Below are 15,201 nucleotides of genomic sequence, written 5' to 3' on the forward strand. Positions count from 1 at the left end.
GCTCCCCAGGAAGTCCAGAGAGAATGGCAACTGCTGAAAGTCGTTTTTCCTGCCCTGTAGAAGACACCCTAGAGCTGTTTTGTGAAAAAAAGCAAAACCGTAATTTCTGCGTTAAAGAAATGGAAGGTGTAGCAAAAAAGCTATTTTTTGTGCTGCATAAATTTGGGTGGCAACACGTGGAATTATCCTCGTCCCTTGGTGGACGGGGATATTATTTTTTATTGCGGTATACCATAAGTACACATGAATCAAATAGTACCGTAATAGAAGCTGAATTGTCTTATAAGAATCAAAAAATATTATATATTATTGTAGCTAGTGCTGTTATACCAATGTTCGGTTTCATTCAAAGGAGGTTTACAAATAGAACAAAAATAGTTGTACTATTGTGGGGAATCTGCTATGATAAAAAGAAAGAATTTCGTTGAAAACATTGGTTTTATGGAAAATATTAAGATTGTAAAGTGAAAGGATGACAGGAATGAAACTTTTGACCAAAGCACCAAGGGGAACCCAGGATATCCTTCCAAAGGATAGCTATAAATGGCAGTTTATTGAAAATCTGGTTTTGGAAGCGGCAGGTATGTTTGGTTTCCGTGAGATTAGAGTACCTACCTTTGAACATACTGAGTTGTTCCAGCGTTCGGTTGGGGACACTACTGATGTAGTACAAAAAGAGATGTTTACTTTTGAGGATAGGGGAGGGCGTTCCCTTTCCCTTCGTCCAGAAGGTACTGCTGGTACGGTCCGTTCTGTATTGGAAACAGGAATTATCAACGATGCTCTTCCATTAAAGCTTTGTTATATACTAAGTTGTTTTCGGAACGAACGTCCACAAGCAGGACGTTTTAAGGAATTCCATCAGTTTGGGATTGAGATGTTTGGTTCCGCTTTACCAAGCGCAGATGCGGAAGTGATTAGTGTTGCGTATGAAATTTTTGATACTTTAGGGATCAAAAATCTGGAATTGCAGATCAATTCCATTGGATGCCCGGAATGCCGCAAAAAATATCAAGAAGCATTAAAGCAGTATTTTTATGAGAATATTGACCAGTTGTGTGATACTTGTAAAGAGCGTTTGGAAAAAAATCCAATGCGTATTTTGGATTGTAAAGTAGAAAGTTGTAAAGAGATCACGAAAAACGCGCCAAAAGTATTGGATTATATTTGTGAGGACTGCGCAGAACATTTTCAACAGGTACAACAGAGCTTGACCGCAATGGGGATTCCGTTTACTGTGAATCCAAATATTGTACGTGGCTTGGATTATTACAGCCGTACCGTATTTGAATTTGTTTCCAATGATTTGGGAGCACAAAGCACCGTGTGCGGTGGCGGACGCTATGATACTTTGGTGGAAACCATGGGTGGAAAACCAACTCCTGCTTTGGGATTTGGTATGGGTCTGGAACGTCTGCTGATGGTATTGGAAGCACAGGGAATTGAAATTCCGGAACCAAATACCTGCGATCTTTTTATTGCCACGATTGGACAGGCAGCCCAGTTAAAAGCCACCCAGCTGGTTTACCTGTTGAGAAAAGAAGGGTTCTATGCCGAAACCGATACTGTGGGAAGAAGCCTAAAAGCCCAAATGAAATATGCGGACAAAATTGGTGCAAAACTTTCCTGCGTATTGGGGGATGATGAGATCCAAAGTTGTTCTGCTAAAGTAAAAGACATGGAAGATGGCAGCGTACAGCAGGTAGAGTTTAAGGATTTACCAAATGTGGTGTATGAAAAACAGTTGAAAGATTTAAGCGACCAAATAGGCGATGAAGATATTTCATTTTAATATAACCGGTAGAATACTGGGGAAAGATTGTTGAACAAAAGGAGAATAGAATCAATGGATACGATGAAAGGGTTAAAACGGACCCATTATTGTGTAGAAGTAGTTAACGCAGCAGTTGGCGATGAAGTAGTGGTATGCGGTTTTGTACAAAAACGCCGCAATTTAGGAAATCTGATTTTTTTGGATCTACGTGACCGCACCGGTATTGTGCAGTTGGCCTTTGATGATGCCACAGACCGTGCAGTATTTGAAAAAGCGGCTGGGTGCCGTTCAGAATTTGTCGTAATGGCAAAGGGGAACATCCGGGAGAGGGAGAGCAAAAACAAAGAGATCCCAACTGGGGATATTGAGGTTTTTGTTTCGGATTTGCGTGTCTTGTCCGAAGCAGAGGTTCCACCATTTGAAATTACCGATGAAACAAAGGTAAATGAAGAGCTGCGGTTAAAATACCGTTACCTGGATTTGCGCCGCTCACCAATGCAGCATACCTTGATGATGCGCCATAAAATCGTAAAAGCCGCTCGGGATTACTATGATGAAAACGGGTTTATCGAGATTGAAACCCCAATTTTAATTAAGTCCACCCCAGAGGGTGCCCGTGACTATTTGGTGCCATCCCGTGTGCATCCAGGAGCATTTTATGCCCTGCCACAGTCTCCACAGCTTTACAAACAGCTTACCATGCTTGCCGGTTTTGACCGTTACATGCAGATTGCCCGCTGTTTCCGTGATGAGGACTTACGTGCGGACCGTCAGCCTGAGTTTACCCAGATTGACCTGGAAATGAGCTTTGTGGATGTAGATGATGTCATCGCTATGAATGAAGGGTTTATGAAATATGTGTTTAAACGGATTATGGATATTGATATCCAAACCCCGTTCCGTCGTATTCCATATGAGGAAGCTATGAACCGTTATGGTTCCGATAAACCGGATACCCGTTTTGGCATGGAACTAGTGGACTTGTCCAACCTATTACAGAATACTGAGTTTAAAGTGTTTGCTGGCGCTTTATCCACTGGTAGTGTACGTGGTATCAATGTGAAAGGCGGGGCGGAAAAGCTTTCCCGTAAAGAAATCGACAAACTAGTGGAATATGTGAAAACCTACCGTGCGAAAGGATTGGCCTATACTCGCTTGAATACCGAGGAAGGGAGTTCTAGTTATGAGAAGTTCCTGAGTGAGGAAGAGAAAACAGCCATCCGTCAGGCAATGGGAGCAGAAACAGGGGATGTCATCCTGATCGTAGCTGACCCATCTAACAGTGTTGTATATGATTCTTTGGGAGCTTTACGTTGTCATCTGGCGGAAAAGCTAGAACTGATTCCAGAAAATAGCTTTGACTTGCTGTGGGTAACCGATTTCCCACTGTTTGAATACGATGAAGAAGAGGACCGTTACGTGGCAAAACATCACCCATTTACTGCAGTTGCGGACGAAGATGTGGACAAGCTACTGACCGATCCAGCTCATTGCCATGCGAAAGCTTATGATATGGTATTGAATGGCTGTGAAGTTGGGGGAGGGTCTATCCGTATTAACAACCCTGAATTGCAGAAGAAGATGTTCCAGGCACTTGGTTTCTCGGAAGAAGAAGCACAAGAACGGTTTGGCTTCCTGATTAATGCGTTCCAGTATGGCGCTCCACCACATGGCGGCATGGCGTATGGTCTGGACCGTCTGGTCATGTTGATGTTGAACAAACCAAGTATTCGTGATGTAATCGCGTTCCCAAAAGTACAGAACGCAAGTGAATTGATGACTCAATGTCCAGCAGAAGTAGACCAGAAACAGCTGGATGAACTTTATATTAAAACCAACTTACCACAAGAATAGGAATATGTTATGGTAATGGAATAGGCTAACGAAAGACGTGGATTGTTTTATCCGCGTCTTTTTGTCTGTTTTTATAAAATAATTGCAATGATAAGTTATAACTTATCATATTATGTGTTTGTTTATGGAGAAATGCGAGGAAATTGTTATATTTACCTGTAATAATATGTAAATACTTGAAATCTTATTGAAAAAGTTACCAAGGTATGATATACTAAAGGTGTAAAATTATGTATATAAAAATTTAATAATTTCTATATAAGGTCTTGATTTTTATGACAATGCAGGGCGTAATTTTAACAGATAGACAGACAGAGGTAAATTCTGTCTATTTTGTGTTATCTAAATCGTTTCTATTACTATATAACGTACTTACTTTAAAGATAAATATTTCTTTAAAGTTGTACGTTTTTGCGTTTTAAAGGAGAATAATGTAAAAAAATGAACAAAAAAATAAAAAGCGCCTTAAAGACTGTAGGAGATTTTTTGTCCACATTTATTACTGCGATAGTAGCAATTATAGCAATTGTATTTGTTGTGATTAAGGTGCTTGGCTGGAGTATGTTTTCGGTTGACAGTCCCAGTATGTCCCCTCAATATCCGGTGGATACATTGGTTGTTGTACAAAAAATTGAACCAGAAAAAATACAGGTAGGCGATGTAATCACCTATGTACTCAATGAAGATGGTATACTTGTAACACACCGTGTAGTTGATATCAATCATACAGATAAAACCTTTATCACAAAAGGCGATGCGAACAACACAGAAGACGCGGCGCCTGTATTATGGGGAAACACAGTAGGTAAGGTTGCATTTGGCATTCCATGGCTTGGCAAGCCAATGCGTTTTTTAACCGCTGATGAAAATCGTCCCTTTGTGATTGGAGCAATTGCTATACTGTTTATCCTTTCTTTGGTTTGGGATATTGTCGCTAGAAAAAATACAAAGAAAAAAATAGATTCGGAAAAAGATAACAGTGTATTGTCATCGGATCATAATGTTTCAGAATCGTAATATTTGGTTTTAGTATGGTAAACTAGTTCCTATTTTGCCATATGAAAATAAATTTTACCGAAAGGAGAATAAAAAAATGCGGAAAAGTCAAAAGTTCATGCTCACCAGTGTACTGCTTGCTGTAATTGTAATGCTCACAGTTATGCCAACACTATCCTGGCTGTCTTCCACCAGTGAACCGGTGGTAAACACCTTTGCGGGAGGTGCGATTTCTATTAAATTAGATGAGGCATTTGTTGACACGAACGGCAAAAAAGTAACAGGGGAAGATGCAAAGCGGGTAAACGCTAATAACTACAAATATGTTGCCGGTGCTGTGCTGGATAAAGATCCAACTCCAACGGTGCTAAAAGGTAGTGAAGAATGTTATGTGTTCCTGTTAGTAGAAAATGGCCTAAACGATAAATTTACCATGAACTACGCTACAGACGCATGGTTGAAGGTAGCAGAATCAGGCGGTAATACTGTTTACGCGTATAGCACAAAGGTAAACGCTCTGGAATCAACAGAAGATATCGTATTAAAACCGATTTTTACGACAGTTACTATTTCCCCAGAATTGACAAAAGCAGATATTGAGAGCTTAGGCGAAAGAAAACTGTGCGTGACAGCATTTGCTGTACAAACTGCTAACATTGATGTAGCTACCGCGACAGATCTTGCTGTAAAACAGTTTGGATTGGGCGATGTTACTATAACGGTTCCACCAATTGCATGATGTCGCAAATAATTTGGAAAGAAGGAGGGGTACATAAATGACGAAAAAAGAAAAGCATCTTTTACTTTTCAAATCGTTTTTTCTACTGGCAATCTGTGTTTGCCTCACTATTGGTCTATATACACAGACGGTAAAGGGTACTACTGCTTATGTGACCTCACTTTCGGTAACCTGTGTGAATACCTTTACAGGGGAGAGCCAAACGGAGCCATCCCAACCAACAGAACCATCCGAATCGGAGCCCAATGTTCCTTCCAAACCTCCAACAGGAGATAGCAACCATATTGGATGGTACCTTGCTGCTATGTTGCTTGGAGCTTCTGGGATAGTGGGTGGCCTAATGTGGACACGCAAGAAAGATTCACACAATTGTTTCAAGTGATGAACAGACAAAAATGGAGGAGTAAACGATGAGAAATCGCAAGAAAAGTATAGTTGTTACTGGAGCAGCTGTTATGCTTGCAGCAGCAATGGCGCTGGGCGGAGGAACCTACGCTTATTTGCAGGGTACTACAAAGGATGTAGTTAACAACTTTAACACCAATAAAGTTCTGGTAGAGTTAGAAGAAACTACGGGGAATGATTATGAAATTATCCCTGGTACAACACAAGAAAAAGACCCAAAAGTGACAGTGAATGCTACAGTGCCCTCCTATGTATATGTAGAAGTAAAATTGGCGAATGAGGTAGCGGACTTAGTGGACTATGAGATTGTAGATGGCTGGTTACCACTTGAAAAATACACAACCCAATTTACAAAAGTGTATTATCGTGAAATTGAGGCTTCTGATAACCCACAGGAATTTTATGTGCTAAAAGATAATCAGGTATCTTATGATGCAGCCCTAGAAAATAGCGATATGATGTGGACAACTGGAAAATTAAAAACAGGTGAGACCATTACTTTTAAGGCAAGCGCTATCCAAAAGGCACCATTTTATAATCCTGAAGATGCTTATCGAGTAGAGATGCCAAATAGTGAGGAGAGCTTTGAATCCGCTATTAAAAACGGAGCGCATAATCTTATTGTTCAAGATAATATTGATTTTGCCACTGTTACAAAGATGTCTAATAAAGGCAATGTTGCAGTAGATTTGAATGGAAAAGTATTGGGGAATAGCAAAAATACAACAAACTGGGGTGTATTCCAGGTAGGGACCAATACAACATTAACCCTTGATGGGGAGGGTACTGTTAGTGGTGTTTCTAATGATGCAGGTGGATACCATATGGCAGTATCGACTACTAGCCAGTTTGCCAAATTAATTATCAATAACGGTACTTATACAAATGAACAAGTAAATGGTAACGATGCACAATATGACTTAATCTATTGTGAGACAGGAACCATTGAAATTAATGGCGGAACCTTTATTTGTAAAACTCCAAAATGGACATTAAACTGTAAAGATGCAAATTATAAAGATGAGACTGCCAATATCATTGTAAAAGGCGGCAAATTTTTTGAATTTGATCCATCCAATTGTACAGTAGAGGGAGAAAATACAAATTTTGTAGCAGAAGGCTATCATGTAGACAAATCCACAGATACCAAAGGAACTTGGTATACTGTAGTAGCGGATTAATATTTTGAGAGGAGTACCAAAGATGAAACGGAATAAGAAAAGCATAATCGTTACTGGAGCAGCTGTTATGCTTGCAGCAGCGATGGCGTTGGGTGGAGGGACCTACGCTTATTTGCAGGGCACTACAAAGGATGTAGTCAACAACTTCAACACCAATAAGGTTCTGGTAACTCTGGAAGAAAAGACCGGAAGTAATTATAATATTATTCCTGGAACAGAACAAGCGAAAGACCCAAAAGTCACCGTTGACAATACTGTAGATTCCTATGTTTACGCGATTGTAACAGATAACACCAATGGTCTAGTAAAATATGACATCGCAGATGGATGGACTCTGTTAAACGGCTGGGATGGCGAACATACAAAAGTGTATTATCGTGAAGTAACAAAAGACGCAGCAGCAAAAGAATTTTCTGTACTGGCGGGAGATAAAGTTGCCTATGATGCTGCATTGGAAAATAGCGATATGGTCAATCCAGATGGAACTTTAAAAGATGGTTTAAACCTGACATTTACAGCGCATGCAATCCAGAAAGATGGATTTGCTAGCCCAGAAGCTGCTTTTGAAACCGCATACACAACAGTGGATACCTCTACGGATTTAACAACAGCTTTACAAGAAGGCAAGACAGCTGTTTTAACAACGGATATTGCCTTAGACAACGCATACTTGAATGCTTCTGGTGAAGTGAATATTATTGGGAATGGGCATAAACTAACTGCTCCAACCAATTCTCCACAAAAAGACAACAATCGCATTATTAGCATTACCGATCAAACAGAGCCAACTACGATTAATATTAAGGACGTGGATCTGGTAGGGCCTACTACAGGAGCCTATACCCGCGGAATATCCGTTGGTCAATCCAAAAATGTAACCATTAATATTGAGGATTCATCCCTGTCAGCAAGCTATTACGCATTTAATTTCGCATTTGGAAATGAAAATGTGGAAATTAACTGTAAAAATACAACGATCCAGGGTTGGGCGGCAATGAATATACATACACCAAATATGAAAGCAACCTTTGAGAATTGTACTTTAATTGGGTTAAATGACAAAGGATATAATGAGGATGGATGGAACGATTTTGCGACAGTTGTTGTAGATAACGCAGATGGAAATCCTAGTGCAACCGGTGCTAGCGGCGGTGTATTTACCTTTAAAGACTGCCGAATTGAGGCAAACCAAACAACAGGAAACAAGCAATATTTTATGTCAATCCGGGCGATTAACACAACAGTGGATGTTGAAAACTGTACTTTCTTTGTAAACGGCGAACAGATTGCCGCTACACAAGAAGCGCTGTCCCCATATGTATCCGTGTATGAAGAAGCATTGGATTCTTTTCAATTTACAATCCATTAATTGCAGTATTAGAAAGGAATAAAAACGACATGAAAATTAATAAGAAAAAAGTAGTAGCCACTGGGCTGGCGGTTGCACTGACGGCGGCAATGGTACTGGGTGGAGGAACCTATGCTTATTTGCAAGGAACCACAAAGGATGTAGTAAACAATTTTAACACCAATAAGGTTCTGGTAGAACTGAACGAAACTACCGGAAATGATTATAATATTATCCCTGGTACAACACAGGAAAAAGACCCAAAAGTAACCGTTGACAATACGGTGGATTCTTATGTATATGTAGAAATTACAGATGCCACAGAAGGGTTGGTTAGTTATGCCATTGCGGATGGTTGGACAAAACTGGATGGGTATGACAATATTTATTACCGTGAGGTAGCGGCAAACGCAGAAACGAAAACATTTTCTGTATTAGCAGGGGATAGCGTTACTTATGACGCAGCACTAGGAAATAGTGATATGATGGAAGGAGACGCATTGAAAGATGGTGTTGCGTTGACCTTCAAAGCACGTGCAATTCAATCCAAACCATTTGAAAACGCTGTATCAGCCTATTTATACATAGATGCTGACTATATTGCCTCAACATCATCTGAACTGGAAACAGCCCTTAAAGATGCAAAAGATGGCGATACTATCGTACTAAACAATGATATGGTGCTAGATAAACCAATGACAATCGCAAAAAATATCACCATTGCTGGGGATAAAAATCCGGTCATTTCCAACCAACCAATTTCGGTTGCAAGTAATGCAAATGTAACCTTCCAAAACATAACCTTTACTTCCCCAACCAATCAGTCTAATAACGCTAGTTCTGTTTATGCCACTGATTTGGCTTCTAAGATTGTATTTGACGGATGTACCTTTATCAATCCACAATGGGATTCTATCCAAATAACACCAAAAGCAGGCGCGGAAATCGTGATTAACAACTGTACTTTTTCGTTGGAAAATCCAGTTCCAGCGGGGAATAAAAGTCGGTTTATCCATATTGAAGCAGCACTAAATTCCAATTCAGATGTAAAAGTTACCATCACAAATAACCATTTTGGCGCAAACACCAATATGAAAGACGATATGATTGGGATCTATTATGTCAATATCAATGGTATTGATTTTGGCGGAAACAATACATTTGAAAATACAGCGGATGAAATGGATGGATCTACAGGTGGTATCTATATCTGCGGTAATAGTGTAGGGCGTACAATTACCGGAAAAGAAGCCTATTATCGTTTTACCGGTACCAGTGAGAATCATTAAGTTTAAATTTGCTAGCCAAGGAAACCTAGTATGATGGAATTATTTTTGTATACAATCAGTTTTAAAAGAAAAGTGATTCAAAGTCGGTATCATTCTATTTAGTCATTCTCAATAGACAAAAATTTTGGAAGGAATGAAAATGATATGAAAGACAATAAGAAAAAAGTGGTCATTACTGGCTTAGCAGTTGTGTTGGCAGCAGCAATGGCGTTGGGCGGAGGAACCTACGCGTATTTGCAGGGCACCACAGAGGATGTAGTAAACAACTTTAATACCAATAAGGTTTTGGTAGAACTGAACGAAACTACCGGAAATGATTATAATATTATTCCTGGCACAACACAGGAAAAAGATCCAAAAGTAACCGTTGACGCTACCGTAGACTCTTATGTGTATGTAGAGGTTACAGATGCCACAAAAGGGTTGGTTAGTTATGCCATTGCGGATGGTTGGGAAAAACTGGATGGGTATGACAATATTTATTACCGTGAGGTAGCGGCAAACGCAGAAACCAAAACATTTTCTGTATTGGCAGGAGATAGCGTTACCTATGACGCAGCACTGGGAAATAGTGATATGATGGAAGGAGACGCATTGAAAGATGGTGTTGCGTTGACCTTCAAAGCGCATGCTATTCAAAAAAATGGATTTGCCGATGCTGTATCAGCATATAAAGGTATACCAGTTACTGTAAGTACTGACACGGAGTTTAAAAATGCGTTGGGTTCAGTAAAAGAAGGACAAACTATCAAATTAGAAAAAGATATTTCCATTGTTCATACAGGAACCCATCCAGATGGCACCTATGATACTTATATTGTAACTCCAAATTGTACGATAGACTTGAATGGAAAAACTTTATCTGTTACAAACAGAAAAAATGGTGATCCGTTTTCTTTAGCAGCTAATAATATCACATTAAAAAACGGTGTGATTAATCTAACGAACCAAGGGGCCAATTATCCACTTTATGTAACATCTGGTGCGAAGAATGTGGTAATTGATGGAGTAACGGTTATTGGTGGTATGCAAGTAATCGGAAATTCTAGTGCTACTTTAAGGAATGTAGATATTACAGCTGGTGATTACTACGATGTGTATTTGGAATACAATAGTACAGTTACCATTGAAAGCGGTTCATTTAAACGTAGCGGCAATAATGCTCATATCTATACAGCAACAGGAACTGATACAGTAATTGTAAATGGTGGTCTTTTTGATGGATCAGAGACCCCTATTCATGCTGGAAATGGAAAAATAACAGTTAATAGTGGTAGATAAATATAAAAGGGTGTGAAGTCATGAAAGTTAATAAGAAAAAAGTAGTCACTACTGGCTTAGCAGTTGCGTTGGCAGCAGCGATAGCGTTGGGCGGAGGAACCTATGCTTACCTGCAGGGTTCCACAAAGGATGTAGTAAACAACTTTAAGACCAATAAGGTTCTGGTAGAACTGAACGAAACTACCGGAAATGATTATGAAATTATTCCTGGCACAACACAATCCAAAGACCCAACAGTGACGGTAGACAATACCGTAGACTCTTATGTGTATGTAGAAATTACAGATGCCACAAACGGATTGGTTGACTATACCATTGCGGATGGCTGGACAAAACTGGATGGGTATGACAATATTTATTACCGTGAGGTAGCGGCAAACGCAGAAACTAAAACATTTTCTGTATTAGCAGGGGATAGCGTTACTTATGACGCAGCATTGGGAAATAGTGACATGATGGAAGGAGACGCATTGAAAGATGGTGTCGCACTGACTTTCAAAGCACATGCAATCCAATCCGAACCGTTTGCAAATGCAGTGGATGCTTATAAGCAAATGCCAACGTTTGTTTCCTCTGCTGCTGATTTGAAGGAGATGCTTCAGCAGAATGGTGGGAACATCATTTTACAGGATAACATTACAGTTGAAGATGGTATTCAGTTGGGAATTTTGAAAGACTCTAGCATTGATTTTAATGGGAAAACTTTTAGTGGTGCATTTGAAAATGGTACTACCACCAATGGAGGCCCTTCTGTAAATCTTGTGTTAAGAGACCCTAATAATAATGGTGGGTATAGTATTGATAGTGAATTGGTAAAACTGCCTGGTGGTGGTATGCGGCAAATAGGGGCTGTTACTGCATGGCAGCCAACTATTACTATCGAGAGTGGTAAATATCGTCATGATAATGCGGTAGTTTACTGTCAGCTCCAGAGGAGTAGTGAAACGGTGGGTGTTGTTATCAACGGTGGTACCTTTGAAGGCAAAGGAAATGCCAGTGTTGTGGCAGATATCATTGGAAGTGTGGAGATTAATGGCGGAACCTTTAACGCAACTAAGGAAGGCGATGGTTCTGGAGAGTGTATTTACCTTTCCTGGGGTTCTCAGAGAGTACCTACTATTACTACTATTAATGATGGTACTTTTAATGCGGATGGTCGTCTCTTTTATATCAAATCTCAAAGCGGTTACACTCAAAAAATTGAGGTAAAGGGAGGCAATTTTAATGTTGCTCCAGGTGGAAAACTGGTTGAAGTTTCTGGAAATGTTCCGGCAACAGATATCCTGGTGATTACCGGTGGAACCTTTAATGTAGATCCATCCGATTATGTGGATACAGAACATTATAATGTGACGAAATCCAATGATAAATGGACTGTAACAGCAAAATAAATTATTATACTATTTATTGTCAGAAATGATAATAAAACTTCATGTATTGTAGTAAAAAATGAAAACATTGAAAGGAATGAAAAAAACATGAAAATTAGTAAGAAAAAAGTAGTAACCACTGGGCTGGCGGTTGCGCTGGCAGCGGCAATGGTACTGGGTGGAGGAACCTATGCTTATTTGCAAGGAACCACAGATGATGTAATAAATAACTTTAATACCAATAAGGTTTTGGTAACCTTAAGTGAAACCACTGGAAGCGACTATAATATTATCCCTGGAACCGAACAATCCAAAGACCCAATCATTACTGTAAATAATACCGTGCCTTCCTATGTTTACGCTATCGTAACAGATAATACGGATGGTCTCGTAGATTATACTATTGCGGAAGGTTGGACAGAATTAGAAGGTTGGAATGTAGGAGCTACCAAAGTTTATTACCGAGAGGTAGCAAAAGATGCAGACCCAAAAACATTCCCTGTTTTAAAGGACAATAAAGTTACATATGATGCTGCACTGGATAATGATGGTATGTTAAATCCAGATGGTAGTTTAAAAGATGGTGTCAATTTAACATTTACAGCACACGCGATCCAAAAAGATGGCTTTACAAGTGCAAAAGAAGCTTTTGAAAATGCGTATTCAGCAGTTAGTTCAACAGAAGATTTAACAACAGCTTTACAAGCGGGAAAATCAGTTGTGTTAACTGGGGATGTAGAGGTTTCCGCAGATACAATTGAAGCAACAAAATCCCCTGAACTCAATCTGAATGGTCAAACTCTTACTATCAATGAGGGAGGGTCAACCATACTGCAACAAGGTCAGTCTTTAACAATGGAAAATGGAACCCTTAATTATACAGCTACTCCAGAACAAGGTAGCCAAGTTGCAATTGCTTTGCAAGAAGATTCTGAATTAACACTTAAAAACGTTGCAATGACAACTCCAGCTGGGGCCAGCCCTCTTTTGGTAAGTAATGGCGTCAATAAAGCGACCCTCAATGTCATTGATTCTGAGATTAAAACCAATGACAACTATTGTATTTCTACTAATGCCAGCAACAATCAAACAGGTCACAATATAACCATCAACGTTAAAAACTCCACCTTGGTCGCGGAAAGAAGTGACCATGATACTGCGGCAATCTTATTCAATATCCCTGGAACATTGAATATCGAAAATTCTAAAATTACCGCTGACCGTCAGGCGGTTATTAACCGTTGCGGAACCGTAAATATCACAAATAGTACTCTAACTTGTACAGCAGAATATCAGGATGGTGGCAAATATAATGATGCAAATTGGGGAAGTGGAAACGAAGTTCCAATGGCAGCACTTGTTGTAGGGAACCGTTCCAACCCAAACTCCTATCCATATGATGCAACAGCAACACTGTCCGGTGTTACTTTTGATGTACCAGAAAATTTCACTGAGATTTATGCTGCTGCCTTTAATGGACACACAACTACAATTAGCAACGGCGGTAATTATGACCAAATTACAGCTGCGTCAGATGATAACAGTACTATTATCATAAAATAGTATTAATTTATGATTTAAATTTAGAAGTATCCTATCATAAAAATTATAAATGTAGAAACCGGGACGATTCTTTAAAAATCGTCCCGGTTTCTTTTATGGGATTATCTGTATCAGGTCTAAAAAATTTGCGGCCTAAGGAACTATTTATCAATCAGGAATGGAATTAATATAGGCTTAGAAGATAAAATGAAAGTAGAGATTGATAAATTTACCAATTTAGTGTTGAAAGCCAATTTTGTAATAAAATAGGAACTTATACTTTTGGAGAACTATGATCAGCAGTTGAATTGAAATTAAAAGAAATACATTTTTCTAGTATATTAATCATGAACACTTGAAAGGGAGGATATTTGGATTTGCCGGTATTGTTTGGGGGTCATACCATACTGTTTCCGGAACACCTTGGAAAAATAGCTGGAGTCATTATAACCAATAATTTCGGTAATCTTATCAATGGGTAAGTCAGAATGGGTTAAATAATTGCAGGCACTTTGCAGTTTAAGATGAGTAATATGTTCGGTAAAGTTTAAATTGGTATTGGCTTTAATGAGCTTGGAAAGGTAACTGGTAGAAAAGTAAAACTTATCCGCCACTTCTTCTAACGTAACAGTGGCATAATTGTTTTGGATATAATGTAACACACTGGATAAATCCCGATTTTGCAGGATTTTTACATTTTCTTTTTGGTGGTGGTCGCTCTGTTGCCGGGTCAGCTCTGCAAATAATTCAATTAATTTAGCAAATAATACCTGCTGGTAACAAAGGTTATGGTCAAAATATTCTTTAATCATCTGATGAATTAAAAAAATTAAGCGGGGTGTGTTATCAAAAATCAGGTATGGATTAATATGGTTTAAACCATAAACAGCATCCAAGAAAAAATTAAAAAAAGACTGGTTAAACGAAAGTAGATTAACAAAGACCTGTTCCACCCAATTCTTTTTAATTAAAATATTAAATAGGATCGTATCCGGTGTTTGTAGTTGAGGATCGTGGATAGCGTAGGGATTCATAATTAATAATTTACTGTTATCCTGTAGCATCACTGCATTTTCTAACTGGTTTTTAACAATTCCCCTTACCACATAGTTAAATTCAAAAAAATTGTGGTGGTGTAAAAATTCGTGTTGATTGGAGGAAAATACATCAGGGTTTAACAATTGTTTTGCTTGTATCGAAATCGCGATATTTTCTCCTTCTAAAAACAGCCCTTTTTCTGGCACAGTAAAAATATCTGGGGAATCGCTTGGATCGTGGAATGGATGAGAGGACTCCCCCTCTATACGCTGATTAAACTGCTGCCATTGTTCCAATGCCTTTTTTATATAAAAGTCCAAATCAATTTGTACCATACGGCTCTCCTCCTCTTTTTGTTAGCATATCATTTTTGTGCAACACTGT

The 15,201-nt window shown here is 39.0% G+C and carries 11 protein-coding genes and 1 other annotated feature (1 of these 12 running past the window's edge); of the genes, 10 read left to right on the top strand and 1 reads right to left on the bottom strand.

The window, feature by feature from the left end; all coding sequences use genetic code 11:
* Positions 1-199: a binding site (T-box leader), on the top strand; it begins 29 nt to the left of the window's first position.
* 282 nt (positions 200-481) lie between these two features.
* The 10 genes from hisS (at position 482) to H8Z77_RS09670 (ending at position 13,800) form a co-directional block, all read left to right on the top strand.
* Positions 482-1,792 carry a histidine--tRNA ligase gene (gene hisS, locus H8Z77_RS09625; protein ID WP_069987866.1) on the top strand — a complete coding sequence of 437 codons (1,311 nt, stop codon included), beginning with the start codon at positions 482-484 and terminating at the stop codon, positions 1,790-1,792.
* Positions 1,793-1,846: 54 nt separating this feature from the next.
* Positions 1,847-3,628 carry an aspartate--tRNA ligase gene (gene aspS / locus H8Z77_RS09630; RefSeq protein WP_186996870.1) on the top strand — a complete coding sequence of 594 codons (1,782 nt, stop codon included), beginning with the start codon at positions 1,847-1,849 and terminating at the stop codon, positions 3,626-3,628.
* A 441-nt stretch (positions 3,629-4,069) separates the two neighbouring features.
* Positions 4,070-4,645 carry a signal peptidase I gene (locus tag H8Z77_RS09635; RefSeq protein ID WP_186996871.1) on the top strand — a complete coding sequence of 192 codons (576 nt, stop codon included), beginning with the start codon at positions 4,070-4,072 and terminating at the stop codon, positions 4,643-4,645.
* A gap of 76 nt (positions 4,646-4,721) precedes the next feature.
* Positions 4,722-5,363: a hypothetical protein gene (locus H8Z77_RS09640; RefSeq protein WP_186996872.1), complete on the top strand. Its 642-nt coding sequence runs from the start codon at positions 4,722-4,724 to the stop codon at positions 5,361-5,363.
* A gap of 410 nt (positions 5,364-5,773) precedes the next feature.
* Positions 5,774-6,949 (top strand): hypothetical protein, encoded by a 1,176-nt coding sequence (locus H8Z77_RS09645; protein WP_186996873.1) that lies wholly within the window; start codon positions 5,774-5,776, stop codon positions 6,947-6,949.
* 22 nt (positions 6,950-6,971) lie between these two features.
* On the top strand, positions 6,972-8,318 hold the full coding sequence (locus H8Z77_RS09650) for a hypothetical protein (protein WP_069987888.1): 1,347 nt from the start codon (positions 6,972-6,974) through the stop codon (positions 8,316-8,318).
* A 29-nt stretch (positions 8,319-8,347) separates the two neighbouring features.
* Positions 8,348-9,586, top strand: a complete 1,239-nt coding sequence (locus H8Z77_RS09655) for a hypothetical protein (protein WP_186996874.1) — start codon at positions 8,348-8,350, stop codon at positions 9,584-9,586.
* A gap of 144 nt (positions 9,587-9,730) precedes the next feature.
* The gene (locus H8Z77_RS09660; protein WP_186996875.1) at positions 9,731-10,867 is read left to right on the top strand and encodes a hypothetical protein; all 1,137 of its coding nucleotides are present in this window, start codon (positions 9,731-9,733) and stop codon (positions 10,865-10,867) included.
* A gap of 20 nt (positions 10,868-10,887) precedes the next feature.
* Positions 10,888-12,258 (top strand): hypothetical protein, encoded by a 1,371-nt coding sequence (locus tag H8Z77_RS09665; RefSeq protein ID WP_186996876.1) that lies wholly within the window; start codon positions 10,888-10,890, stop codon positions 12,256-12,258.
* An 87-nt stretch (positions 12,259-12,345) separates the two neighbouring features.
* Positions 12,346-13,800 (top strand): hypothetical protein, encoded by a 1,455-nt coding sequence (locus tag H8Z77_RS09670; protein ID WP_186996877.1) that lies wholly within the window; start codon positions 12,346-12,348, stop codon positions 13,798-13,800.
* Between the two features lie 320 nt (positions 13,801-14,120).
* On the opposite strand, the gene H8Z77_RS09675 is transcribed toward H8Z77_RS09670, so the two are convergent.
* On the bottom strand, positions 14,121-15,152 hold the full coding sequence (locus tag H8Z77_RS09675; RefSeq protein WP_186996878.1) for an AraC family transcriptional regulator: 1,032 nt from the start codon (positions 15,150-15,152) through the stop codon (positions 14,121-14,123).
* Positions 15,153-15,201 lie beyond the last annotated feature (49 nt).

The organism is Clostridium facile (assembly GCF_014297275.1).
Lineage (GTDB): Bacteria > Bacillota > Clostridia > Oscillospirales > Ruminococcaceae > Massilioclostridium > Massilioclostridium facile.

Bases quoted from the DNA above. Each gene is read 5' to 3' on its own strand.
- H8Z77_RS09675 (WP_186996878.1), bottom strand. From the start codon at position 15,152: ATGGTACAAATTGATTTGGACTTTTATATAAAAAAGGCATTGGAACAA.
- H8Z77_RS09645 (WP_186996873.1), top strand. From the start codon at position 5,774: ATGAGAAATCGCAAGAAAAGTATAGTTGTTACTGGAGCAGCTGTTATG.
- H8Z77_RS09650 (WP_069987888.1), top strand. From the start codon at position 6,972: ATGAAACGGAATAAGAAAAGCATAATCGTTACTGGAGCAGCTGTTATG.
- H8Z77_RS09655 (WP_186996874.1), top strand. From the start codon at position 8,348: ATGAAAATTAATAAGAAAAAAGTAGTAGCCACTGGGCTGGCGGTTGCA.
- aspS (WP_186996870.1), top strand. From the start codon at position 1,847: ATGGATACGATGAAAGGGTTAAAACGGACCCATTATTGTGTAGAAGTA.
- H8Z77_RS09670 (WP_186996877.1), top strand. From the start codon at position 12,346: ATGAAAATTAGTAAGAAAAAAGTAGTAACCACTGGGCTGGCGGTTGCG.
- H8Z77_RS09635 (WP_186996871.1), top strand. From the start codon at position 4,070: ATGAACAAAAAAATAAAAAGCGCCTTAAAGACTGTAGGAGATTTTTTG.
- H8Z77_RS09640 (WP_186996872.1), top strand. From the start codon at position 4,722: ATGCGGAAAAGTCAAAAGTTCATGCTCACCAGTGTACTGCTTGCTGTA.
- H8Z77_RS09660 (WP_186996875.1), top strand. From the start codon at position 9,731: ATGAAAGACAATAAGAAAAAAGTGGTCATTACTGGCTTAGCAGTTGTG.
- hisS (WP_069987866.1), top strand. From the start codon at position 482: ATGAAACTTTTGACCAAAGCACCAAGGGGAACCCAGGATATCCTTCCA.
- H8Z77_RS09665 (WP_186996876.1), top strand. From the start codon at position 10,888: ATGAAAGTTAATAAGAAAAAAGTAGTCACTACTGGCTTAGCAGTTGCG.